Source organism: Methylobacterium sp. 17Sr1-1, assembly GCF_003173775.1.
GTDB lineage: Bacteria > Pseudomonadota > Alphaproteobacteria > Rhizobiales > Beijerinckiaceae > Methylobacterium.
The window spans coordinates 1,716,139-1,737,500 of the sequence record NZ_CP029552.1 but is presented as its reverse complement, the minus strand read 5'-3'; the positions used below and the strand labels follow the sequence as shown (position 1 = coordinate 1,737,500).

General features: G+C 70.0%; 23 protein-coding genes, 1 tRNA gene and 2 pseudogenes (1 of these 26 running past the window's edge). 11 read left to right on the top strand and 15 right to left on the bottom strand.

Translation table 11 applies throughout. The features are described from left to right. Nucleotides 1–1,967, bottom strand: partial view of an ATP-binding protein gene (locus tag DK412_RS07770; protein ID WP_109971487.1) — the 5' portion only. Its footprint begins 49 nt before the window's first position; only the first 1,967 of its 2,016 coding nucleotides appear in the window; the start codon lies at nt 1,965–1,967; the stop codon falls past the left edge of the window. 141 nt (nt 1,968–2,108) lie between these two features. After that, nucleotides 2,109–3,683, bottom strand: a complete 1,575-nt coding sequence (locus tag DK412_RS07765; protein ID WP_162596148.1) for a YifB family Mg chelatase-like AAA ATPase — start codon at nt 3,681–3,683, stop codon at nt 2,109–2,111. Nucleotides 3,684–4,061: 378 nt separating this feature from the next. On the opposite strand from DK412_RS07765, the gene DK412_RS07760 reads away from it, so the two are divergent. Next, nucleotides 4,062–4,137 (top strand) — tRNA-Thr (locus DK412_RS07760). Nucleotides 4,138–4,228: 91 nt separating this feature from the next. Here DK412_RS07760 and DK412_RS07755 read toward each other — a convergent pair. From DK412_RS07755 to DK412_RS31530, 7 genes and pseudogenes are all read right to left on the bottom strand, one after another. Then, complete coding sequence (locus tag DK412_RS07755) at nt 4,229–5,239, bottom strand: site-specific integrase (protein WP_109971485.1); 1,011 nt, start codon at nt 5,237–5,239, stop codon at nt 4,229–4,231. Between the two features lie 17 nt (nt 5,240–5,256). Continuing rightward, nucleotides 5,257–5,397 (bottom strand): annotated as a pseudogene (locus tag DK412_RS31360) (helix-turn-helix domain-containing protein); the annotation flags it as partial. Then, nucleotides 5,390–5,827, bottom strand: coding sequence for a DUF1643 domain-containing protein (locus tag DK412_RS07745; protein WP_348629396.1), 438 nt, complete (start codon nt 5,825–5,827; stop codon nt 5,390–5,392). The pseudogene DK412_RS31360 and the gene DK412_RS07745, both read right to left, overlap by 8 nt. After that, nucleotides 5,710–5,976, bottom strand: a complete 267-nt coding sequence (locus DK412_RS31535) for a DUF1643 domain-containing protein (RefSeq protein WP_348629395.1) — start codon at nt 5,974–5,976, stop codon at nt 5,710–5,712. Before DK412_RS31535 ends, DK412_RS07745 begins: the two co-directional genes overlap by 118 nt. Continuing rightward, nucleotides 5,976–6,554, bottom strand: a complete 579-nt coding sequence (locus DK412_RS07740; protein WP_109971483.1) for a J domain-containing protein — start codon at nt 6,552–6,554, stop codon at nt 5,976–5,978. The genes DK412_RS31535 and DK412_RS07740 overlap by 1 nt, the downstream gene beginning before the upstream one ends. Next, nucleotides 6,551–7,438: a hypothetical protein gene (locus tag DK412_RS07735; protein ID WP_109971482.1), complete on the bottom strand. Its 888-nt coding sequence runs from the start codon at nt 7,436–7,438 to the stop codon at nt 6,551–6,553. The genes DK412_RS07740 and DK412_RS07735 overlap by 4 nt, the downstream gene beginning before the upstream one ends. Nucleotides 7,439–7,443: 5 nt before the next feature. Further along, a complete protein-coding gene (locus DK412_RS31530; RefSeq protein WP_348629376.1) occupies nt 7,444–7,689 on the bottom strand; it encodes a hypothetical protein in 246 nt (81 codons plus the stop codon). Nucleotides 7,690–7,873: 184 nt separating this feature from the next. Between DK412_RS31530 and DK412_RS31525 the strand changes: the two genes are divergently transcribed. Further along, nucleotides 7,874–8,428 carry a hypothetical protein gene (locus DK412_RS31525; protein WP_348629407.1) on the top strand — a complete coding sequence of 185 codons (555 nt, stop codon included), beginning with the start codon at nt 7,874–7,876 and terminating at the stop codon, nt 8,426–8,428. A gap of 409 nt (nt 8,429–8,837) precedes the next feature. On the opposite strand, the pseudogene DK412_RS31520 reads toward DK412_RS31525, so the two are convergent. The 4 genes and pseudogenes from DK412_RS31520 to DK412_RS30085 form a co-directional block, all read right to left on the bottom strand. Further along, nucleotides 8,838–9,350, bottom strand: a pseudogene (locus tag DK412_RS31520) (DNA cytosine methyltransferase); the annotation flags it as partial. Next, entirely contained in the window at nt 9,350–9,643 is a 294-nt protein-coding gene (locus tag DK412_RS07725) for a hypothetical protein (protein ID WP_109971481.1), read from the bottom strand. The pseudogene DK412_RS31520 and the gene DK412_RS07725, both read right to left, overlap by 1 nt. Further along, complete coding sequence (locus DK412_RS07720; protein WP_109971480.1) at nt 9,643–10,107, bottom strand: hypothetical protein; 465 nt, start codon at nt 10,105–10,107, stop codon at nt 9,643–9,645. Before DK412_RS07720 ends, DK412_RS07725 begins: the two co-directional genes overlap by 1 nt. Continuing rightward, the gene (locus DK412_RS30085) at nt 10,107–10,328 is read right to left on the bottom strand and encodes a hypothetical protein (protein ID WP_162596146.1); all 222 of its coding nucleotides are present in this window, start codon (nt 10,326–10,328) and stop codon (nt 10,107–10,109) included. Before DK412_RS30085 ends, DK412_RS07720 begins: the two co-directional genes overlap by 1 nt. A gap of 27 nt (nt 10,329–10,355) precedes the next feature. Here DK412_RS30085 and DK412_RS30080 point away from each other — a divergent pair, with 27 nt between their 5' ends. Genes DK412_RS30080 through DK412_RS07700 form a run of 3 tightly spaced genes read left to right on the top strand, consistent with a single transcriptional unit; the run spans nt 10,356 to nt 16,849 of the window. After that, nucleotides 10,356–11,405 carry a hypothetical protein gene (locus DK412_RS30080; protein WP_162596145.1) on the top strand — a complete coding sequence of 350 codons (1,050 nt, stop codon included), beginning with the start codon at nt 10,356–10,358 and terminating at the stop codon, nt 11,403–11,405. Further along, on the top strand, nt 11,405–12,112 hold the full coding sequence (locus DK412_RS07705; RefSeq protein WP_109971477.1) for a hypothetical protein: 708 nt from the start codon (nt 11,405–11,407) through the stop codon (nt 12,110–12,112). Before DK412_RS30080 ends, DK412_RS07705 begins: the two co-directional genes overlap by 1 nt. A 39-nt stretch (nt 12,113–12,151) precedes the next feature. Next, nucleotides 12,152–16,849, top strand: a complete 4,698-nt coding sequence (locus DK412_RS07700; RefSeq protein WP_109971476.1) for a hypothetical protein — start codon at nt 12,152–12,154, stop codon at nt 16,847–16,849. A 144-nt stretch (nt 16,850–16,993) separates the two neighbouring features. Here the strand turns inward: DK412_RS07700 and DK412_RS07695 are convergent, their stop codons facing one another. Then, entirely contained in the window at nt 16,994–17,359 is a 366-nt protein-coding gene (locus tag DK412_RS07695; RefSeq protein WP_109971475.1) for a hypothetical protein, read from the bottom strand. 72 nt (nt 17,360–17,431) lie between these two features. Here DK412_RS07695 and DK412_RS07690 point away from each other — a divergent pair, with 72 nt between their 5' ends. From DK412_RS07690 to DK412_RS31355, 6 genes are all read left to right on the top strand, one after another. After that, nucleotides 17,432–18,004 carry a glycoside hydrolase family 108 protein gene (locus DK412_RS07690; RefSeq protein ID WP_109971474.1) on the top strand — a complete coding sequence of 191 codons (573 nt, stop codon included), beginning with the start codon at nt 17,432–17,434 and terminating at the stop codon, nt 18,002–18,004. A gap of 134 nt (nt 18,005–18,138) precedes the next feature. Next, complete coding sequence (locus DK412_RS07685; RefSeq protein WP_109971473.1) at nt 18,139–18,630, top strand: hypothetical protein; 492 nt, start codon at nt 18,139–18,141, stop codon at nt 18,628–18,630. After that, complete coding sequence (locus DK412_RS07680) at nt 18,615–18,881, top strand: hypothetical protein (protein WP_109971472.1); 267 nt, start codon at nt 18,615–18,617, stop codon at nt 18,879–18,881. Before DK412_RS07685 ends, DK412_RS07680 begins: the two co-directional genes overlap by 16 nt. Before the next feature lie 90 nt (nt 18,882–18,971). After that, the gene (locus tag DK412_RS07675; protein WP_204165524.1) at nt 18,972–19,514 is read left to right on the top strand and encodes a hypothetical protein; all 543 of its coding nucleotides are present in this window, start codon (nt 18,972–18,974) and stop codon (nt 19,512–19,514) included. Next, nucleotides 19,507–19,890 (top strand): hypothetical protein, encoded by a 384-nt coding sequence (locus tag DK412_RS07670; protein ID WP_109975125.1) that lies wholly within the window; start codon nt 19,507–19,509, stop codon nt 19,888–19,890. The genes DK412_RS07675 and DK412_RS07670 overlap by 8 nt, the downstream gene beginning before the upstream one ends. A 167-nt stretch (nt 19,891–20,057) precedes the next feature. Continuing rightward, nucleotides 20,058–20,192: a hypothetical protein gene (locus DK412_RS31355; RefSeq protein WP_280953976.1), complete on the top strand. Its 135-nt coding sequence runs from the start codon at nt 20,058–20,060 to the stop codon at nt 20,190–20,192. A 60-nt stretch (nt 20,193–20,252) separates the two neighbouring features. On the opposite strand, the gene DK412_RS07665 is transcribed toward DK412_RS31355, so the two are convergent. Then, nucleotides 20,253–21,290 (bottom strand): Hint domain-containing protein, encoded by a 1,038-nt coding sequence (locus DK412_RS07665; RefSeq protein ID WP_109975124.1) that lies wholly within the window; start codon nt 21,288–21,290, stop codon nt 20,253–20,255. Between the last annotated feature and the right edge of the window lie 72 nt (nt 21,291–21,362).

Here is a 21,362-nt window from a genome sequence, read left to right as displayed (position 1 = left end):
GGCTTCGACAGGAAGCCGTCGAAGCCGGCCGCGAGGGCGGCGGCCTGGTCCTCGGCCTGGACGTTGGCGGTCAGCGCCACGAGGCGCAGGCGCGGAAGGCGGTGCGTCTCCTCATGCGCGCGCACCTGCCGCGCCGCTTCGAGCCCGTCGAGGATCGGCATGCGGATGTCGACCAGCGCGAGGTCGAACCGCGTCGCGGAACTCGCTGCCTCCTGCATCCGCGCCACGGCCTCCGCACCGTCGCGGGCCCAGAGCACCACGGCGCCGAGGCGCTCCAGGGCCTTGGTGGCGAGAAGCGCGTTGATCGGGTTGTCCTCGGCGAGCAGCACCCGCGGCCGGCGGGACGACGGCCGCAGCGGGCCGTCCTGGACGCTCGGCGCGCGGGTGGGCGGCGGCGCCGGCTCGGCCAGGCGGGCGAGGAGCGAGGTGAGGCGCACCGGCTTGATCAGGTAGCGGTCGAAGCCCGCCGCCGCCGGGGAGCCGAAATCGCGCCGATCGAACGGCGACAGCAGCACGATGCTGCGGCTCACCCCCGCCTGCCGGGCCGCCGCGGCGATCCCCCGAACCGTGGCGTCGCCCAGCGCCCGGTCGGCGATGACCGCATCGAACTGCGCGGCGGACAGGGTCGCGGCGGCCTCGGCGGCCGTCTCGACCATCACGGCCTCGGCCCCGGCCCGGCCGAGGCGGCGAGCGATGTACGGCGCCTCGAAGGCCGCGGCCGCCACCACCAGGACGCGCCGCCCGGCGAGGCTCGGCATCGGCGTCCGGTCATGGCCGGGAGTGTCGCGCAGCGGCAGGTGCACCCGGAAGCAGCTCCCCTCCCCCGGCCGCGACGCGACGTCGAGCCGGCCGCCCATGCGGTCGACGAGGCGGCGGGTGATGGCGAGTCCTAGCCCCGTGCCCTCGTGACGTCGGCTGGCGCTGCCGTCGCCCTGCTCGAATTCCTGGAACAGCACCGGCAGGCGCTCCTCGGGGATCCCTGGGCCGGTATCGTGCACCGCGACCGTCAGCCCGGTTTCGTTCCAGGACGCCGTGACGCCGACGCCGCCGGCCTCCGTGAACTTCACCGCGTTGCCGGCGAGGTTGATCAGGATCTGGCGCACCCGGTCGGCATCGCCGATCAGGAGAGAAGGCAGCGCCTCGATATCGGCGGCGATCTCCAGGCCCTTGTCCTGGGCCCGGGGCGCCAGCAGCTCGACGACGCTCTCGACCAGGGCCGCCGGATCGAACGGCTCCGCCGCGAGGTCGAGGCGCCCGGCCTCGATCTTGGAGAAGTCGAGGATGCCGTCGATGAGCGACAGGAGCGCCTCGCCGGAGGTCTTCACCGCCTCGGCATAGGTGCGCTGCTCGGGGCTCAGGGGGGTTTCGAGCATCAGGTCAGCCATGCCCATGATGCCGTTGAGCGGCGTGCGGAACTCGTGGCTGACGCTGGCGAGGAAGCGCGACTTCGCCACGCTCGCGGCTTCCGCCCGGCTGCGGGCCTCCTCGAGCGAGCGGGCGGACTCGACCCGCTCGGTGACGTCCCGGCCGGCCCGCAGCACCTCGGCCCGCCCGTCGCGCCCGGCGGTCACGGTCTCGACGAAGGCGAACCAGCGCACGGGCCCGCCGCCGGCCGGCAGGATTGCGAGATCGACGAGGCGCGCCCCGTCGGCGCGCTGGCGCAACTCGCCCCGCTCGACCACCTCGACCTCGCGCGTCGTGCCGAGCAGCGCGTCGGGCGTGGTGCCGAGGAGGGCGGCAAAGCCGTGATTGGCGAAGGTGATGCGTCCTTCGATATCGCGCTGGACGACGAGTTCGATCTGCGCCTCGACCAGGCTGCGGTAACGCTCCTCGCTCTCGGAGGTGCGCCAGACGAGATCGTGCAGGCGCTCGACCTCGCCCTGGTTCCGGCGGCGGCCACCGTTCCAGCGCGCCGCCAGCCAGGCGAGGGCGAAGAGGCAACCGATCGCTGCGCAGAGCCACACCATCCCGCGTCCTCCAGGGCATCCGACGAGAGACGAGAGTGCCGGGTGGAGCTGAAAGATGAGTGGCGAAAGTCGCTTAGCGGGGCGCTCAGGGGATCGGCGCAATCCGACGGATCACGGCAACCCGCCGTCAACCGCAACGCCTCACGCGGCGGCCGGGCGCCGGTCCTGGCGGCTGCGGTAGGACAGGGCCTCGGCGAGGTGGAGCCGGCGCACCCGCGCCTCGCCGTCGAGATCGGCCAGCGTCCGGGCGACGCGCAGGACCCGGTGGAAGCCGCGGGCCGAGAGCCGCATGGCGTCGGCCGCGTCGCGGATCAGGGCCATGCCCTCCGCGTCGGGCCGCGCCGCCTCCTCGATCAGCGTCGCCGGGCAGGAGGCGTTGGTGGTGCCGGCGGGCTGTCCGGCCTCCGTGTAGCGCCGCTCCTGGCGCGTCCGCGCCGCGGCGACGCGGGCGGCGGCCTCCGCCGAGCCCTCGTCCGGCGGCGGCAGGATCAGGTCGGCGGCGGTGACCGCCGGCACCTCGATCTGCAGGTCGATGCGATCGAGGAGCGGGCCGGAGAGCCGGGCCTGGTACTGTGCGACGCAGCGCTCGTTCGGTCCGCGCCGGCAGGCGAAGCCCGGCTCCGTCGCCTGGCCGCAGCGGCACGGATTCATCGCCGCGACGAGCTGGAACCGGGCCGGATAGGTCACCCGGTGGTTGGCCCGCGCGATCATCACGTTGCCGGTCTCGAGGGGCTGGCGCAGGGAATCGAGCACCTGGCCGTTGAACTCGGGCAATTCGTCGAGGAAGAGCACGCCGCCATGGGCGAGCGACACCTCCCCCGGCCGCGCGCCGATGCCGCCGCCGACCAGGGCCGCCATCGAGGCGGAATGGTGGGGCGCGCGGAACGGCCGGCGGTTCGACAGCGCGCCGTCATTCAGCGTGCCGGCCACCGACTGGATCATCGAGACTTCGAGCAATTCGCGCGGCCCGAGCGGCGGCAGGATAGAAGGCAGGCGGGCCGCCAGCATCGACTTGCCGGCCCCGGGAGGGCCGTTCATCAGGAGGTTGTGGCCGCCGGACGCCGCGATCTCCAGGACGCGCTTGGCGCCCTCCTGGCCCTTGATCTCGCGCAGGTCCGGCAGGGCGCCCGCGGGGGAGGCCACGGCCGGCAGGGGCCGCGCCATCACCTGCGTGCCCTTGAAATGGTTGGCGAGCTGGATCAACGAGCGCGGCGCCAGCACGTCCATGTCGCCGGCGGCCCAGGCGGCCTCCGGCCCGCTCGCCGCCGGGCAGATCAGCCCGAGCCCACGGGCATTCGCCGCCATCGCCGCCGGCAGCACGCCGGCCACCGCCGTGAGGCTGCCGTCGAGGGCCAGTTCGCCGAGCACGCAGTACCCGGAGAGCGCGTCGGTCGGCAGGGCGCCGATGGCGCACATCATGCCGAGCGCGATCGGCAGGTCGTAGTGCGAGCCTTCCTTCGGCAGGTCGGCCGGGGCGAGGTTGACGGTGATGCGCTTGGCCGGAAGCGCCAGGCCGGAGGCGATCAGCGCCGAGCGCACCCGCTCGCGCGATTCCGCCACCGCCTTGTCAGGCAGGCCCACCACCGTGAAGGCGACGGCGCCGGGCGTGATCTGCACCTGCACGTCGACGGCACGCGCCTCGATCCCCTCGAAGGCGACGGTGGCGACGCGGGTGACCATGCGGGAGAGGCCTTCGGGCTGGCTGGCTTGCCGCAAGGGTAGATCGTGGCCGGTATCGGCACAACCCGGATCCGCAAAACAGTTTGTCAGGGACGGGGCTGGTTCTCGCGGCCCACGCCCCGACGGGCCCGCGGATTCTCTCCCTCCCGGTGTCCCGGTTCGGCCCCCGTCGCGCCCGCGATTCCACGTTCCAGATGTCGCAGAACCTTCCTGGATCCCGGGCCTCGCGCTGCTCCGCGAGACCGCCGCCGACCTCGGAGGCAGCAAGGCCGCCGCCCTCTTCGAACCGCCTCTCTCGCGCCCCGGTTCGTAGAACGTTTTGCCGGGAGTGCCCCCAGTGAACGGAGGCTTGCCAAGCCATCGCTCCACGGGTAAGAGGGCGCCACAGGCCGCCGGCTCCGCCGGCCCGCCGACGCCGCAATAGCTCAGCTGGTAGAGCACCTCATTCGTAATGAGGGGGTCGGGGGTTCGAATCCCTCTTGCGGCACCATTATTTTCAAGCACTTAGACTTCGATCTAGTGTTTGCGCAGGGGTTCACTGGAACCCTTGAACCTCAGAAGTCCGTTCCGACAGGTTCAGATCATCCCACCGTTCGCAGCCGGGGGCGCCCAACCTCGAGCGCCTGGGACGCGCGGCGCAGGTGCGTCGGGCTCAGCTTGGCGTAGACCCTCTGCGTGATTTTATCGTCGCTGTGACCGAGGTAGGTCGCGATCTCGCTCATCGAGGCGCCATCCTCCGCCATCCAGACGGCCGCAGAATGCCTCAGCACGTGCGGTGACAGGCCGGCGATCTTCGCCCGGGCTGCCGCCTTGCCGAGTGCGGTCCGAACGCTCTTCACTGGTTCGCCGGCCCATTCGATGACATGGTCGGTCCGGGCGCCTTCCTTAGCTGCGAAGAGCGCGGCGCGGACCGTGTCCGTCATGGGGACGGTCGCCCTCCCCTTCCTCGGCCGCAGGGCATCCTTCACGCCGAGGTAGATCAGGTTGCGCTCGAAGTTCACGCGGTCCCACGTGAGTTCCAGAATGGCCGCGTTCCTGCCTGCTGTGGCGATGGCGAGGTGCAGGTAGAGCACGAGGTGCGGCGTGCTCGCGGCCGACAGCAGCGCGTCGAACTCCGGCCTGGTCAGGTGCCGCTCCTTGGGCGTCGAGGCCGGCGGCATCTCCATGGCCGGCGCCTTGGTGATCAACCGCGCCTTCTCGGCCCAGAGCAGGGCGGTGCGCAGCTGGTTCATCTCAGTGCGGATGGAGCCGTTCTTGCGGCCCAGGGCGGCGCGCTTGGCGATGTAGGCGCGACACACCTTGATCGTGATGTCCTCCGGCTTCATGTGCCCGAAGAACGGCAGGACGATTCGGCCGGAGGCAGCCATGTTCTTCGCGATCCGCCGCCCGGCCTTGTGGGTGACGTAGGCCTCCCACAGCTCCTTCACGGTCGGGTCGACGGGGCGCGTCAGTTCCGCGACGACGCGAGCGAACTCCGCTGCCGCGCTTGCCGCATCGCGGCTCTTAAGTCCTTGGCGGCTAATTCGCTTTCCGCCTTCGTAGGCAGCCCATGCCCATCCTCCGCGGAACCGTTGCAGCTTGTACTCTGGCATCGCTCGTAATCCTCGATCACGGACCCCTTGATGCGTAGAAGCTTGCCGCCGAGCCGGAAAGCTTCCAGCTCGCCGTTCGTGATGAGGTTGCGCACGTGGGCGGCCGAGCACTTCCAGCGCTTCGCAACCTCGTCCGGGGTGTAGGTGTCGCTACCCACATCGCTCTCCTGTGACTGTTTCGATGGAAGCTCGGGCGCGCGGCGGCGTGGGGCGGGAGTGGCCCGCCCGCCACTCGACCAGCGGCATTCCGAGCGGCACACGGCTGCGGCCACGCGCCAGCGGATGGATCGGCGCGCCGTCGCCAGTGAGCGCGAAGGCGTGCAGCGGGCGGGCGCCGTCGAGCGACAGCGCCGCGATCACGCGGTCGGCGTGCAGCCCGGGCGCCAGCAGGTTGCCCCAGGCGGCGATCCGCACCGGCGCGGCCTTGGCGAGCGGGAGCATGCGGACGAGGTTCGCCTGCCGCATGACCTTCATCGTCGCCACGTCCTGCCCGGCCAGCCACGCGTCGAGGTCGTGCGGGTCGGTCGCGATCCGGTCGTCGGCGTTGACCACCGTGAACCCGCCGATGCCGGGCCGCCCCTGCAGCAGCGCGCGCACCGGCAGATTGTTGGGTCGTTACGATCGGCGCCGGCCGTGCTCGGGTTGCGCATGCAGACGAGCGCCCGCGGTTCGTCGGACCACCAGCGGTCCAGGCGGTAGCGGTGCAGGCCGCAGGTGGAGAATTCGGCCGAGCCCATCATCGCCGAGCCTCCGCAGCCGCCAGCCCCTCGGCCCGCGCCCGGTTGAGGTCGGCCATCATGTCGTGCGAGCCGCCGGCGTCCGGGTGGCGCTCGCGAGCGAGCCGCCGGAACGCGGCCTCAATCTCGGCGGCCGTCGCAGTCTCGGCCGCCTGCAGGACCTGCCACCAGGGCGTCGCCCCCGGCGCCGGCAGCGCCTGGAAGCCGCGCATGCTCGCCCGCACCAGCGCCAGCGTGCCGTGCCGGAGTTCGACCCGCCGCGCCTCGAGCACATGGTGGATTGCCTGGAGGTTCGCCGCCGGCGTCAGGTAGCGATCGACCGGGATGCACCGCTGCTCGCCGTCCCAGGCGAACCATACGGCCACGCCCGGGTCAGTCGGCCGGCTCTGGCCGAGCGTGACGTTCGAGGACAGGACGATGCCGGAGACGGCGCGGCCCGAGTCCGTGCCGAACAGCTTCAGGCTGGCCTCGACGTTGCCGAGTGCTGCGGCCAGGGTCGCCTTGAACTTGCCCGCCTCCCGGCGCGTCGCACGCGGGATGTGGTCGGGCCACTGGAGCGGGTAGGCGGTGGGGGTCACGGGCGCACCCCTCCAGACGAGTTGTCGATCCCCGGCGCCGAGGTCTCCGGCCCCGAGAAGCCCGGCAGCGGCCCGCGGCCATGTCGTGTCGCCCGCTTCCGCGCCAGCTTCTCGATGAACTCGGGCGTGGAGCAACGGGCCAGTTCGCGCTCCGCCTCAGCCATCATGTCGATGCCGCGGTAGGCTGCCCAGCAGGCAACCGTGAACAGGATCTGGCCGATCTCCTTGGGAAGTGCTCCGGCCGGCCGGCCGAACGTGTAGCGCCCGATCGCGATCCAATCCTCCAGCGTGCCGCCGTCGGTCTGGTAGCCCTCGCAGACCTCCTCGGCCGCACGGTCGCGCCGCTCGGGGCCGTCCGTCGGGTCGTCGGCGAAAGCGACGCTCATCCACGCCGCGCTGCGACCCTGGTAGGTGGCGGCCTCTGGCCTGGGCTGGCTTCCGCCGCGCGGGCTCATCTGCTTAATCGCTTCGGGCATCGCGCGGGCATGCGCCTCGGCCGACCAGGGCCAGCGCTCCACGTTGGCGAAGCAGAGCACCCAGTCGTCGTCGGTGAGCGGCCGGCCGAGCCGCTTCGCTATGCGCTCCTCGGCCCGGATCGCGATCGCGTTCATTATTCGCGACCAGCGGACCGCGGTCATCAGGTCCGGCGCCGCGTACACGTCGTCCGGCCCGATGACGTGGCAGCACCAGAGGTCGGCGGCGGGCTCCGCCCCCCGCACAGCGAACGGCCACGACGTCTCGCGGCTCTCACCCGGGCGGGCCGGCACCTGGCCGGTCCCGCCGCAGGTCCGACACTGGTCCCGGTTCGTCTCGGTGTGCCGATCCTCGTGGGTGGCCCAGCCGGTGCCGGAGCAGGTGGCGCAGGGGACGGTGATCTCGGTCATGTCGCTCACTCCGCGGCGAAGAGGGGGAGGTCGGGGGTGGGGCGGCGCTGCGGGCGCACCTCGGCCTCGCGGTAGTTCGCGGCGACCAGGGCCTCGGCGAGCGCCGGCACGACGCTGTTGCCGCACATCCGCCCCTGCTGCTCGAGGGTGAGGGGCACGATGGTGCCGTCTTCGAGTTCCCCGCGATCGATCACGTAGTCGGGCCGGAAGCCCTGGGCGCTGAACCGCTCGCGCGGGGTCAGCATCCGCATGCCGATATCGACGATGGCGTAGGGCTGGCCGCCGATCGTGACCGTGACGACGCCGTGCCGGGGCTTGGTGGTGACCGTGTGCAGCGGCTCGTCGACGGCTTGGCTCGGCAGGCCCTCGCCGTAGTACTTCGCGAGGAGGGCGTAGACGGCCGCCGCGGCGATCGGAGCCGCGCAGGTTCAGGAGGTGGGCGGCAACGATCTGCTGCTGTGCGCCCTTCTGGCTGATGGTGGAAATCGGCTCCTCGGCCGCGTGGCCGACCATCCCGCCGTTGTGCTGCGCCAGGAACGCCGCGACCACGCCTGCCTTGTCGGCGCCGCCCGCCGTGATGGTGCCGACGGGCTCCTCCGCCACCGAGCCGACCGACGCGCCGAACTGGCGGGTCAGGTGGATGGCCGCGAGCGACCCTTCGTTGCCGGTCGGCACGATGACCGGCGCCGGCTCCTCGACGGACCGGGAACGCGGCTCCTGGCCGAGCCGCTCGCCGTAGCGGGGGACGAGGATGCCGGAGACCAGCGCCTGCGCGCCGGCCGTGGTGATCGTCGAAACCGGCTCGTCGGCCGCGTGAACGCCCTTGCGCGCCGGGTCGCCGCTGGTCTGGTCGACGCGGATCAGGTGCGGCGCGACAACGCCCATGGGCGCGTAGCCGCCCGGGTGCGTCTCGGAATGGGCGGCCGTGATGGTATGCACCGGCTCGTCGATCCGGTGGCCCGTCGAGCCCTTGTTGAACTTGGTGAATGAAGGGCGTCACCAGCGCGTCGCCGCCGTGGTGCGTCGCCGTCGGCATCGGCTCGTCGAGCCCGCGGTCGCGCCGCCCTCGGCTGTCGCCGTGGTTGATCCGGACGAGGAACGGCCGCGCCGCCTGGACCACGTAGCGCATCGTGCCCTTGGCGATCCGGGCCATGGTCGCGTCGGCCAACGGGCGCTTCGCCCTGATGCCCCACTCCCGGCGGATCTCCTCCTCGGTGTCGAAGATCGACGGGCACGGCATCGACCAGTCGATGATCTCGGCCGCGGTCCGCCAGGGCTTCAGCCGACCGGCGCGCACCGCCTCGCCCTTCGGGTCGCCGTGGGTCGGCTCGGGCCACACGATCGCCTTGCCGTCGCGCCGGGCGATCAGGAACAGGCGCTTGCGGATGGTCGGCGCGCCATAGTCGCAGGCGCGCAGCTCGCGCCACTCGACGACGTAGCCGCAGGCCTCGAACGCCCGGACGAACTCACGGAAGGTGGCTCCGCGCTGCAGCGGGCACGGCTTGCCGTCCTCGCGGAGCGGGCCCCAGTCCTGGAACTCTTCGACATTCTCAAGGATCACGACCCGCGGGCGCTGCCATGCCGGCAGGCTGCGCACCCATCGCAGGCCGACCCAGGCGAGGCCGCGGATCGCCTTCTCGCGCGGCTGGCCGCCCTTGGCCTTGCTGAAGTGCTTGCAGTCGGGCGACATCCAGAACAGGCCGATGCGCCGCTCGCCGCAGGTCTTCCGTGGGTCGACGTGCCAAACGTCCTCGACCAGGTGGTGCGTGTCCGGGTGGTTGATCCGGTGCATCGCGAGGGCGAGGCGGTCGTGGTTGATCGCCACGTCCGGATCCCGGCCGATCGCCGCCCGGATGCCCTCGGACGTGCCGCCGCCGCCCGCGAAGGAGTCGATTACGAGGTCGCGCGGCATCAGGGGCGTTCCTGGCTGAAGAGGGGACCGGGGGCGGCCAGCGCGTAGGTGTCGGCGCCGGTCTTGCGCAGCACGCCGTCGGCGACGAGGCGCTTCACGCGCGAGGCCGAGAGGCTGCGCATGTGGTGGAGCGGATGGCTCGGGTCCGGCATCTGCACGTAGCAGTCCCGGAGCCGGGCAGGCCGGAACAGCCGGCCGCCCTCGCGCAGGGCGCGCTCGACGTCGGGCCATGCCCGGTCGTCCTGGCGCGTGGTGATGGTGGCGGTGCGCTCGCCAGTCTCGGGCTCAGCCATCACGCCCGCCCTCCCGCCTGCTCCGGCAGGCTGTCGATGTTGGCGGGGGTGGTGGAGTCCTCGCGAGCCCACGCGTCGATCTCGGCTTCGGTGACCGGCGTGACGCCAGCGATCGCCAGCGTCCGGCGCCACTCCCGGTCCGTCATGGTCGCCGGGCGGTCGTCCCACATGACGCGCTGCACCAGGGTCTCTAGCGTGGTGCGCTCGCCCCATTCCGGCTCGTAATAGCCGGAGACCTCCCCCGTCATGGGCGTGCCCTTGAGGGGATGGCTCGTGCATCCGCAGCGGGGCCGGTCCTCGACGCGGCAGGGATCGCCTGCCCCATGCGTGCAGCGGACGACGAGGCCGTGGTAGTTCTCGCCTCGCTCGGCGAGGAACACGTCGGCCGGGTCAAGGCCGTAGTGCTTCAGCAGGATCGGCAGGGCCTGCTTGGACTTCTTCTTGAGGGTGCGGAGGGTGAGCATCAGCGCGAGCCCTCCGCACCAACCCGCCCCGACTCCCTCGCCTGGGCGAGGCTCATCCCGCCCATGCCGTGGGCGGCCTCTGTGATCGGGCCGTCGACGAAGGCCTGCGGCGCGGCGGCGGCAGTGCGCGCCCAGATCCGGGCAAGGGTCTCGGCGTCCAAGATCTCCCGCGCGGCGAGGATGAAGGCGCGGCGGCGCTCGTCGATCCGGGCGCGATACACGACCTCCTGGGCCTGGACCGTTGCGACGTGCTCGGCGCGGCGCAGGGTGGAGATCCGGCTTTCGAGGTGCGACCGGGCCCGCTTGCGATGCTTGAGGGCCGTCCGCGCCTTGATGGCCCATTCCTCGCCTACCGTGGCTGCCGAACCTTCCAGCTGCGCCTCAATCGCGATCACCGCCGCGTCGAGGTCGGCGAGGGCTCGAAGGCCGTCAGCGACCGAGGCAATCTCGTCGATCAGGATGCGGGTGCCATCCCTGAATTCCGCTATCCCATCCTGAACGGCGCCTATGCGGTCTCTCGGCCCGTCATTTCCGGCAACGGCGAGCGCTGCTCGTTCGAGCTGACTTCCATCGGGCCCGAGATCTACGCCTTCACCCCGCAGACCGACGAGGGGCTGGAGCCGACGTTGCCGGGGGCGTCTGCGGCGGCGTCGCCTCCGGACCCGCCCGATGGCCTGGTCGTCTCCATCGAGCGCCGACCGGTCGGCAACGGCAATTATGCGACGTTCCTCAGGATGACAGCCAATCCGGTCGATCGCCCAGACTATTCTTTGATCGGCCGATACAGAGCATCCGGTGATGCGAATTATGTAGATATGGCGCAGGACGGCGACAATCAGTTCTCGGTCATCTCAAGCGTCCTGGCCGATGGCACGATCTACCTGCCGGAAGGGGCGATCTCGTCCTTCGGGCGAGCAAGGATGAGCGATTACATCTCCCCGACGCCCGCCTCCATCATGGCGGTCGCCGACACCTCTGCTCCAGGCCCGCCCTACAACGTGACGGTGGAGCCGGCCTCCGACCCGTCCGGCGCACCGATCGGCGTCCGCGTCGCATTCACCGCATCCGCCTCACCGAACGTGGCGGCGACTTACGTCTACCGCCGGACCGGTGCCGCGGGCGACTTCGCGGGCGCGGCCTTGGTCGGGCAGATTGCCTGCGGCCCGAACCAGCAGTTCGGCGACTACATCGATTCGGTGGGCTCAGGCACGTACCGCTACTGGCTGCAGAGCCGCAACGGCTCCGGCTACAGCGACGCCACCAGCGTCGTCGGCCCCTACGACGTGACGGTGACCTGATGGCGGATCGTCCCTGGCCCTCCGTCCTCATCCCGTCGTCCGAGCAATGGGGGCTCAAGAACAGCTCACGCTCGGGCGGGCAGTCGTTCACCGGCGCCGAGCAGGTGGTCATGTCGCCGGCCGCCCGCTGGGCCGCCTCGCTGACCATCCCCTGCAACAACCGGGAGAAGATCCTGGCGCTGCGCTCGGCCACCCTGCTCGGCCGGGCGCAGAACTGGATCATTGGCCCCGTCGAGGTCACGCGCGCGCCCTGGTGGATCGATCCCATCTACGGCACGCCCGTGACCTACGGCATCGGGGCGCGGGATGCGGCGGTCGATCCGGCCTACGAGACCCACCCGGACACCGCCTCGACCCTGGATTTCCGCGCCGCGTCGCCGGCGCCGATGAACGCCACGCAGATGGCGGTCTACCGTTTCCGTGGCGGTCACCTGTTTCCGGGCCAGTTCTTCTCGATCGCCAACCGCCTCTACCAGATCGCCACGCTCGACAGCCCGGACCCGACCGACCCGAACACCGGGCTCGCGGTGCCCGAGGCCATCGTCATCTCGTTCCGCCCCTGGCTGCGCGCGCCCGTCTCCACGGGTGACGCGATCGAATTCGGCCGGCCGGTCTCCACGATGCGGCTCGCCTCCGACGACACCGGCGCCTTGGCGCTTCAGCTCTCCCGCCTCGGCCCCGCGACGCTCGACCTCGTCGAAGCCTGATCGCCGCCTGACCCCCATCCCCAGCACCTCGAGGACCGCATGGCTCTTCCCCGGGTCTCGCGCTCGCAGTCGCCTGCGCAGAACGACAACGCGATCAATCTCGGCATCGCGAGCCTCGACCAGCTGCTCGCCACGGTGTCGGGGCTCGCCACCACGGCCTACGCGGACGCGGTGGGGGCGACCGAGCGTCAGGCCCGGCAAGCCTTCGACGCGTCCCTTCAGCAGCAGATCACTGACGGTAACACGGCGCGTCAGGGCCTCGCTGCGCGCGTGCAGACCGTCGAGGCTGTGGTCGCCAAGACGCGGACGGCGGTGCTCTACGCGGCCGACCGGCCGGGAGACGGGGTCAGCTACTTTACCGGCGCCCCCGACAATCTCGGCCCCCTCGACGCCGTCGACATGGACCCGGCGCGTGTCGTCGTCACCAGCGAGGGGCAGGCGATCCGGCTGAACGGCCAGCAATGGGTGGTGTCCAAGTCGCGGTTCCAGGCCGAGCCCGGCCGCATCGGGCAGGCGCGCTTCGCCCTGTTCCGCTCGCAGAACGCGGCCGACCCGAGCAACGATACGATCCGCATCGGCCTGCTCTGCTACGACGCGGCCGGCGGCTCTCTGGCGGATTACCCGTTGGCCGATCTCGCCGACGTGACGACGGTCTCGGGTCGCGTCGAGCGCAGCTTTCGCTTCACCCGCGACGCTGCCCTTCGCGATGGGGTCGTCAACATCAACCCGGCCACGCGGTCGGTGCGCCTCTACGTCTACACGTTCGGCGGCGCGCAGCAGACCAACATCGAGGTGATGGAGTGGCAGGACGCCACCGACCTCATCACGTCGGGGAACGAGCAGCACATCGGCGGCGCGCCTGGTTTCGGCCCCGAGCTCGTCGCCGTCGCCAACGTGCGCCGCGCGTTCGCGAACGGCGTTCAGCCGGCCTTCGCCGACCGCGGGTTGCTGATCCCGGCCGGGCAGAGCGGCGCCGACTCGTACCTGATCCCGGGCCTGCCGGCCCAGGGGCTGTCCGTCGGCACGAAGGTGCGCCTCCGCTTCGACTTCCAGGCCAGCGCGGACCTGACCAGCGGGAGCGTGTTCAACGGCGTCGGCGGCACCGTCCTCAAGGCGGACGGCAGCGAGGTCGGCGGAAACGGGTCGGTCCTGACGGCCCTCGCGCCGGGCGCGTATCGCGCCGAGTACACCTACACCCTGACGGGCGGTGAGGCGCGGTTCGATTTCACCACCCGGATCTCCGGCTCGGCCCGCGCGACGCCCGCCTTCGTTGCGCTGCGCAGCGCCAGCATCGAGGTGCTAGCGACTCCCGACACGAGCACCGTCAACGCCGAGACGACCCGGCACATGGAGCAGGTCCGGGCTCGGCTGGCGCTGGTGCCGGGCTATCGTCGGATGATCAGGGTCGAGGCCGACGGGTCGTCGCTGGATGGCTTGGTCAAGGTCATCGACGGCGTCGCGCTCCTTTCGGCCGCAGGACCGGCGGGCGCCGACGAGCGCTCTGTCGTGGCTGTCGGACCGGGGAGCTACCTCGGTGAGTGCGCCCCCGGCGCCACGCCGGAGACGGCCCCTGCGATCTCGCCCGCGGATTATGTCGACGTTGTCGGCCAGGGGCGGCCCGAGGACGTGCAGATCGTCTCGCGCTTCCCGGACAACCAGTCCGGACAGGACACGATCCAGCCCTTCCGGATCCAGCGCACAGGCCGCATCGCCAACCTGACGGTGATCGGCTGCAACCTCCGTTACCCGATCCATATGGAGGTCGGCAACGCGCCGAACCGCGCGGTGCAGGTGGTCGAGGATGTGATCGCGATCCACGAGGGCGCGACCGGCTGGGCCTCGCCCACGGCGATCGGCGTCGGCCAGCACGAGGCCAACGACCAGACGTTCCGGCGCGTGCGCGCTCGCTCGCCCCAGGGCGCCATTGGCATCCACGACAACATCAACTGGAGCCGCCCCAGCCGCACCCTGATCGAGGACAGCGTCCTCCACGGGACAGGGATTGATGGGCGCTCGCTCGTGCTGACCAGCACTGGCTCCGGCCTCGTCTCGCCGGTGGTCGTGCGCGGCTCGACCCTAGCTGGGCACGTCCGCCTGGACTGCTCGTACCTGCCCGGCGCCCTGCTGACGAACCATAAGGCCAACCGTTTCGGCTACAGCCTCACCGTCTACGCCTCGTCGCCGATCGACGTGGTGGGCGTGTGCGACGTCTCAGCCCTGACGCTGACCTCGGTGGCAGGCGCCTCGTCGGCGGTGGCGGTGAGCGGCCCCGGCGCCGCGGTGCTGTTCGGCGCCACCCCGGACGTGCGCGACGGCGCGGCCGACTACGCGGCGCGGGTCTACAGCTACCACGCGGTGGACGTGCCGACGGGCGAGGTGGATCCGGGCGTGACCCTGGCGGCGCGGCTCGGCAATCGCTCGGGCTCCCCACTATCGCTCGGGGTGGCCTGGGACGGCCAGCAGCCGGTCACGGTCACCCTGTCGGCCGACTACCGTGGGATGAGCAACGCGGCGATCGTCTCGGCGCTGAACAACGCGCTCGCCTCCGCCATGGGCAATAACGCGGGCGGCCGGGCGTTCTCGCTCTCGCAGCCCTACAACAACCGCCCGCCGGTCCATCAGCCCGACCGCGAGGGCCGCGGGCTCAACGTCGGCTCAACCACGATCCTCCACGGCATGGCCCTGGCCTGGTCCGGGCACGACGTGCGGGCGATGACCTCGACGGACGCGACTTCGCTGTTCGCCGGGTTTGCGATCGGCGATGCGGTCCCGGGCCGGCCGGCGCGGTTCCTGCGCACGGGCTGGATCGGCCAGGCGCAACTCCGGTTCGACGGCACGCCTGACATCCAGCCCGGTGACCGGTTCCAGGTGTCGGCCTCGGTCCCCGGCGCGCTCGTCGAGGGCACCGACCTGCCGCTGCTCGTCGTCCGCTCGGTCGAGCCGCATGGTGCCTGTCTCGAAATCATCGAGAGCGTGCTGTTCACCGGCGACACGCAGCAGGCGGTCCGGGATGCGTTCGCGAGCATCACCTATCGCGATGTGCCGGGCCTTTCCGACGCGGTGGATGCCAAGGCATTGCGCGGCGCCAACCTGTCTGACCTGGGAGACCCCGCCGCAGCTCGCACCAATCTGGGCCTGGGCAGCGTCGCCAATCTGAGCCCTGCGCAGCTGGCGTCGCTCGGCAACGCGGTGGGCGACGCCATCGCGGGGCGCGTCGCCGACAATCAGGCCCTGGGCGGCGCGAGTACCGTGCCGCGCCCCTATCTCGCGCGAGCGCAGGATGCGCCGTGGAGCCTGCTGGAGTTCGGCAAGTACGGCGGTGTCAACACGGGCCACACGGATCTCGTGACCGCGGCCCTCCAGAGCAGCGAAAAGAATATCACGGTCCCCCACCGTGACTTCAACTTGGAAGATGCTGTTGCTCTGACGGTCAGCCAACAAAAAGTGCTCGGGTCCGGGCTGGGGTCGGCCTTCATCAACCGGCGGGCTTCCGGCTCCGCGGCCGTGCCGCTGCTGATCATCCCGCCCGGCGTGACCGACAGCGTCGTCGGCGGCATCGTGTTTCGCCACAACGGCGCCGACAAAGTCAATCCGGTGATCGGCGACGGCGGGCTTTACTCTGTCCCCTACGGCAGCGCGATCCTCGTCTGCGGGGACCGCTCGCACCTGCGCGACCTCTACGTCTATGACGCCTGGGACAACGGCATCGCCGTCCTCTCCAAGCCCTACGGGACCGGAGGGGCGGCCGGCAGCCCGGCCGACGTCGACATCGCCGGCTGCCGCACCTACAACTGCGGCGTCGGCAATCACCGGGCCGATGCCGGCGGGCCCGGCCAGATCGGATCGGGCGTCAACAACGTCTCCGGCGCCAACCTCCTGGTGCGCGGCCACATCGATCGCGGGTCCCGCGGGGCGGTGACGGCCGACGACGGCGGCGGTGCTTCGGGGCAGGCGATCGGGTGTCTCGCGTTCGAAAATCCCCGGGGCGGAACGGGACTTGGCGCGGCGTTCTACACGGGGACCAACGAGTTCAACTTCTACGGCTGCGACGCCTACTACCAGGATGGTTACGGTTTTTGGATCGCAGGCGGCGCCGTCGTCAGCGGTGGCCTGGTCAAGGGGTCCTCGGACGCCGCCATGTACATCACGCGCAATCACGTCATCGTCAACGGCCTGCAATTCAAGGACATCGGCTACACGTCCTCTTCCAGCCTTGCCGATGTCATTCGCGTAGATCCCCTGTTCGAGACCATCGACGATCTCAGTATCGAGAATGTGCGGTCGTATTCGAGCCAAAGCAATTTGCCGCGCTACGGCTACTACGAGGTCCCGGGGCGGCCCTACACGGTCGATGCGGACGTCTCTGGGCGCCTGCGGGGCCGTGTTGCGCACTACCTGACCCTCGGCACGAGCCGGGCGAGCGACCCCCGGCGCGTCGTGCGCCAGCAGCTCGGCCAGACCGGCTATCGCGTGTGGTCGGACGGCGAGATCGAGCAGTGGGGCTATGTCGGATCGAGCGATGCCGACCCGGCCGTGACCTTCCCGATCCCCTTCCGGGTTAAGGTCTGGGATTTGCAAGCCACCATGCAGAGCGTGTCGACGAGCTCGGGCGTGCTGGAGACGATCGGCACCAGCACGCCCAGCCTGACCGGCTTCACGGGATACCCGCGCTACAATAATGGCTCGACGACCAGCCATGCCGGCGAGCCGTGGACGTGGCGCGCCCGCGGGCAGTAGGCGCCGGGACCGGGATGCCGGTGTTCCGGAATGGCTCGGGCTGGCGCTCGACCGCTGGCGGCCCCGCAGCGAACTGACGAAGCCCTGACAATCCGGAGATCCTGATGACCGCGGACCTGGATCGCGCAGCCCTGCGGGCGCCGCTCACCCAGATACGCGAGCGCGAAGGATCTTGCCGGCCACAGCGCCCCCGAAGGCCTCTGTGATCTGCAGAGGGAAGCATCGAGCAAACTCGGCCACCGCCGCCTCGCGGAATGTGCGCTGTGCATCGGCGTCGCCGACCAGTCGGGAATCATCAATGCGGGGATGCCCGAACAGGCTGCCATCGCGGCGAACGCTGAACCGCACTCTGACCCAGGAGCCTTCGGTGCCGGGCGGAGCGCTCTTGAGGCGAGTGCAGGCCTCATACTGACTGCCGAGATCCCTGAGGCTGCTCGCCGGCTCGGCCTGCACCTCAGTGGCGACGAGCACCGCCGCTGACACGAACACACCCCTGATCGCCCTACGCACGTGCCGCTCCGTTCGTGCCTGATCAGGTCCCTCTACTCAATCGGCACCCCTTCCTACAATCTGGAGATCCTGATGACCGCGAGCACATTCGAGCGGGCGCTGCCGCTCGTCCTGAAACACGAGGGCGGATGGTCGGACGATCCGGCCGACCCGGGCGGGGCCACCAACCTCGGGGTGACGATCGGCACGCTGAGCCTGTGGCTCGGCCGGCCAGCGACAAAGGCGGAGGTGCGGGCGCTGACGGTCGCGACCGTGGCGCCGATCTACCGCCGGAACTACTGGGACGCGGTCCGGGCCGACGAGCTGCCGCCCGGCCTGGCCTACGCGCTGTTCGACTTCGCCGTGAACAGCGGGAAGAAGCGGGCGGTGATCGGGCTGCAGCGGGCGCTCAACGTCGCCGACGACGGCAAGCTCGGCGACATCACCCTGGGGGCCGTCGCGAAGCACGCGCCCGCCGACCTGATCGACGCCCTGTGCGATGGGCGGCTCGCGTTCCTGCGGCAGCTATCGACCTGGGCGCGGTTCGGGAAGGGCTGGGGCCGGCGGGTCGAGGAGGTGCGCAAGGCGGCAGTCGCCATGTCGGCCGAGCCCGCACCCGCGGCGCCGGCGAGGTGCCCGACCTGCGGCAAGGCGATGGCTGCCTGACCAACCTCCCGGGATTTCCGGGCAGTTCACCCGCGCCGGCCGGGCCAGCCGAGCCGAGCTCCCCTCTTTACGGGCCGAGCTCCCCTCTTTTGCCCCCGAGCTTACCTCCTAAGCTCCTCATCAAGGACACCATCATGCCCCGCATCCTCCTCGCGGCGCTGGCGCTCGCCTGCGTCTGCTCTCCCGCCATGGCTGGCGCCATCCCGGTCGCCGAGATCCTGCCCGCCACCGGCACCCCCGCCCACGGCCTCGCCTTCGGCCTCATCCTGCTCGGAGCAAGCGCCGTCTCGTTCGCCATCTTCGTCGCGATGGCCGCCTGGGGCGTTCGCTACCTGCTGGAGGGCGCTCCTCGCTGGCCCGGGTTCGCGCTGCTGGCGGCGCTGGTAGCGGTCGTCTGGGTCGGCTTCGGGTGCGTCGCCCCCGCCTTCGCCGCCGAACTCGCGGCCACCGACACCACCAGCGTGACCCTGTCGGCCGCGCCCTGGATCTCCCTGCTGCAGGAGATCGTCATCACCGCCGTGATTCCGGCGGTCGCCGCCTACGCGATCCAGGCCATCCGCAAGGTCTACCCCTGGGCCGCCTGTTCCTCACCCAGAGCCGGGTGGAGCAGATGGCGAACGCCGTGACCGAGTACGCCATCAACGCGGTGCCCGGCGCCGTGAAGGAGGGCAAGCTGTCGATCAACGTCGGCTCGGCCGTGATCGCCAAGGCAGTGCAGCGGGCGGTGGACGCGGCGCCAGCCAAGGCGCTCGAAGCGGCCGGCGGCCAGGCCGGGCTCGCCCAGATCGTGTTCCGGAAGCTCAACCTCGAAGACGGCGCCGACGAGCACAACACGCTGGCGCCCGTGGTGGCGAGCCTGCCGCGCGCGGGCAAGTGACGAACCCGGGAGGTTCCGATGGGGCTCTTCGAAGCGGACCCGTCCCACCCGGCGGGTCCCTACAGCAGCGAGCGGCTGTTCGAGTGGTGCATGGCGGTGATGATGGTCTTCATCGCCCTGACGCTGGCCGTGCCCGGCGACACCCTTGAGCGGGCGGCCCTCCGCCCCATCGCGGCCCTGGGCGCTACCGAGGAGAACATGGCGGTGTTCTTCTCCCTGTGCGGAGGCCTGCGGGCCTTCGCGCTCTTCATGAACGGGCACATCAACAACGGGCGCGTCTTCCCGTCCGGCGCCAACATCCGGGCGATTGGGGCGCTGCTCAGCGCGATGGTCTGGGGGCAGCTGACGCTCGCCCTCTTCCTCGACGCCTTCCAGGCCAACTCGGCCAGCCTGAACATCCCGATCTTCGGGACCCTGACGATGTTCGAGCTGCTGACCTGCTTCATCGCTCGCAAGGACGCGGTCCGGCGCAAGGACACCCTGGAGGGGCAGATTGTCGCCCTGAAGGAAGAGGCGGCAGGCCAGGGCGTGTCCCTCGTTCCGGCGCCACCCGGGCCGTCACCCGAGCAAGTCATATCCGACATTCGCGCGAGGAGGCGGGCGAATGCACGAGGAGAGCGGGCCGATGGGTGATGTGGGTTTCCTCAAGGCGATCTTCGACTCTCTGGCCGGCTTTCCCGTCCTCCAGGCCGCCGTCGGTGCCCTGATCCTCCTGGGTGGCCTGAAGCTCATGCTCAAGGCGGACAAGATCAAAGACACGGCCGTGGCGCCCGCTCCGGCCCCGATCCCCGATGCCCCGCAGATGCACCTCCAGGGCAACATCGCGTACCTCGACCTGCAACGGGAGAAGCGCGACCTGCATCGCGAGATGCGGGACCACCTCGGCCGGATCGCCGAGTGCGTGCGGATCATCCGGGAGGAATCGCGGCGCCAGACCGAACTCCTGGAGAGCATCGAGCGCGAGCAGGACATCCAGGGCCGAGCCCGGCAGCGGCATCACGACGACTGATCCGGAACCCGACCCACCGCCGGCCCGTTGACCGGCGACTTCAGTGGGACCCCGAACCTTCAGCCCCGCCGACAGCCGCCGAGCGGGGTTTTTGCGATCTAGGTCCAGGTTGCGGCCATCAATTATTTGTGCTCACTTCTGGTTGCAACAACAAAAGGGGGAAACGCATGACGCCATCATGGAAGACGCTGGCCGAGGTGGCCGCCGCACGCAATATTGGGATCGAGAAAGCACGCGCCCTGGTGGACGCCGCCAATTGCCCGAAGGTGTTCGGGCTGCACGGCACCACCTACCTGATCTGATCCATCGAATTTAGGAAAGCCCGCCCGGGTCACCCCGCGGCGGGCTTTTTGCTGTCCGACCTACGTGGCGATCCAGGCGAAGCGCTCTGACTCGTCCCAGGCGCAGGCCTCACGGAGGGACGTGGCGAACACGCCCGAGAGGCGCGCCCGCTCCGCTTCGACCACTGGACCGTCGGTCGCAACTGGCCGACAGCGACCATGCGCGTCTGCCGGCACGAAGTCGGGATCGACCAGCGCACCATCGACACCGGCAAACCACACGCGGCTGCCCATGTCGTAATAGCTCTCGGCGGGCAGGCCCTCAGCGAGCAGGATGTCGTGGGTGTCGAGCTCGACGTGCCAGTAGGTGACGGAGGCCACCGGCTCGCGAGCGATGGTGGTGCCGTTGATCAGGCACATGATCGGCACGAGGTGACCGCCCGTGCCGTCGGCATCGGCGCCGACGAGTACCGGGTGCCCGGGCGAGAGGCGGAGATCGCGGGCGGGCAGCCCTGGCCCGAAGGCGCCGGCGCGGATGCGAACCGGCTGCTGAGCCGCGGGCAGAGTCCGGCCGTCGGCTGCAAGACGACGATGGCCGATCCATGTCACCGTCCGGGTGGTGTTGGATGCAGTGATGGCCCGGTCACCGATTTTTAGATCCTCGACTGCCACTTCGCCGCGCGTCGTGCGTATCCGCGTTTCTGTCGTGAAGCAGACCGGAGAGAAAGGAGTGTCTGACACGGACGAAGTCGTCACGTCATAGCGCGTGATTTGTGGCTCGGTGCTGAACCTCCTTTGAAAAGACGACATATACGAGCCGCTGTCTATAAATTTCGGATTGGTGCCTGTGAAATTGAATGTTAAAATCTGACTACCGGTGCCACCAGACTCAATTGGTCTATAGATTTTTATTTGATACTTATCATCTCCTAAATTGGTCAATGAAAAAGTTGTGGTTATAAGGTTAGTTTGTGAGTCTAAACTTTGCCCTGGCGCGTATATCTCGCGATTATCAATTATTATTCTACCTCCAGCCGTGAGGTTGTTGAAATCTAGATCGAAATATCCATCAAACATGCGACTGTCAGAATAAGTACCCCTAACGTACTCGCGAGCCATGACGGTCACCCCTAATCAGATTTGATAAATTCCTCTGACGAGTCGGCGTGACTCCGATAGTGCACGCAAGAC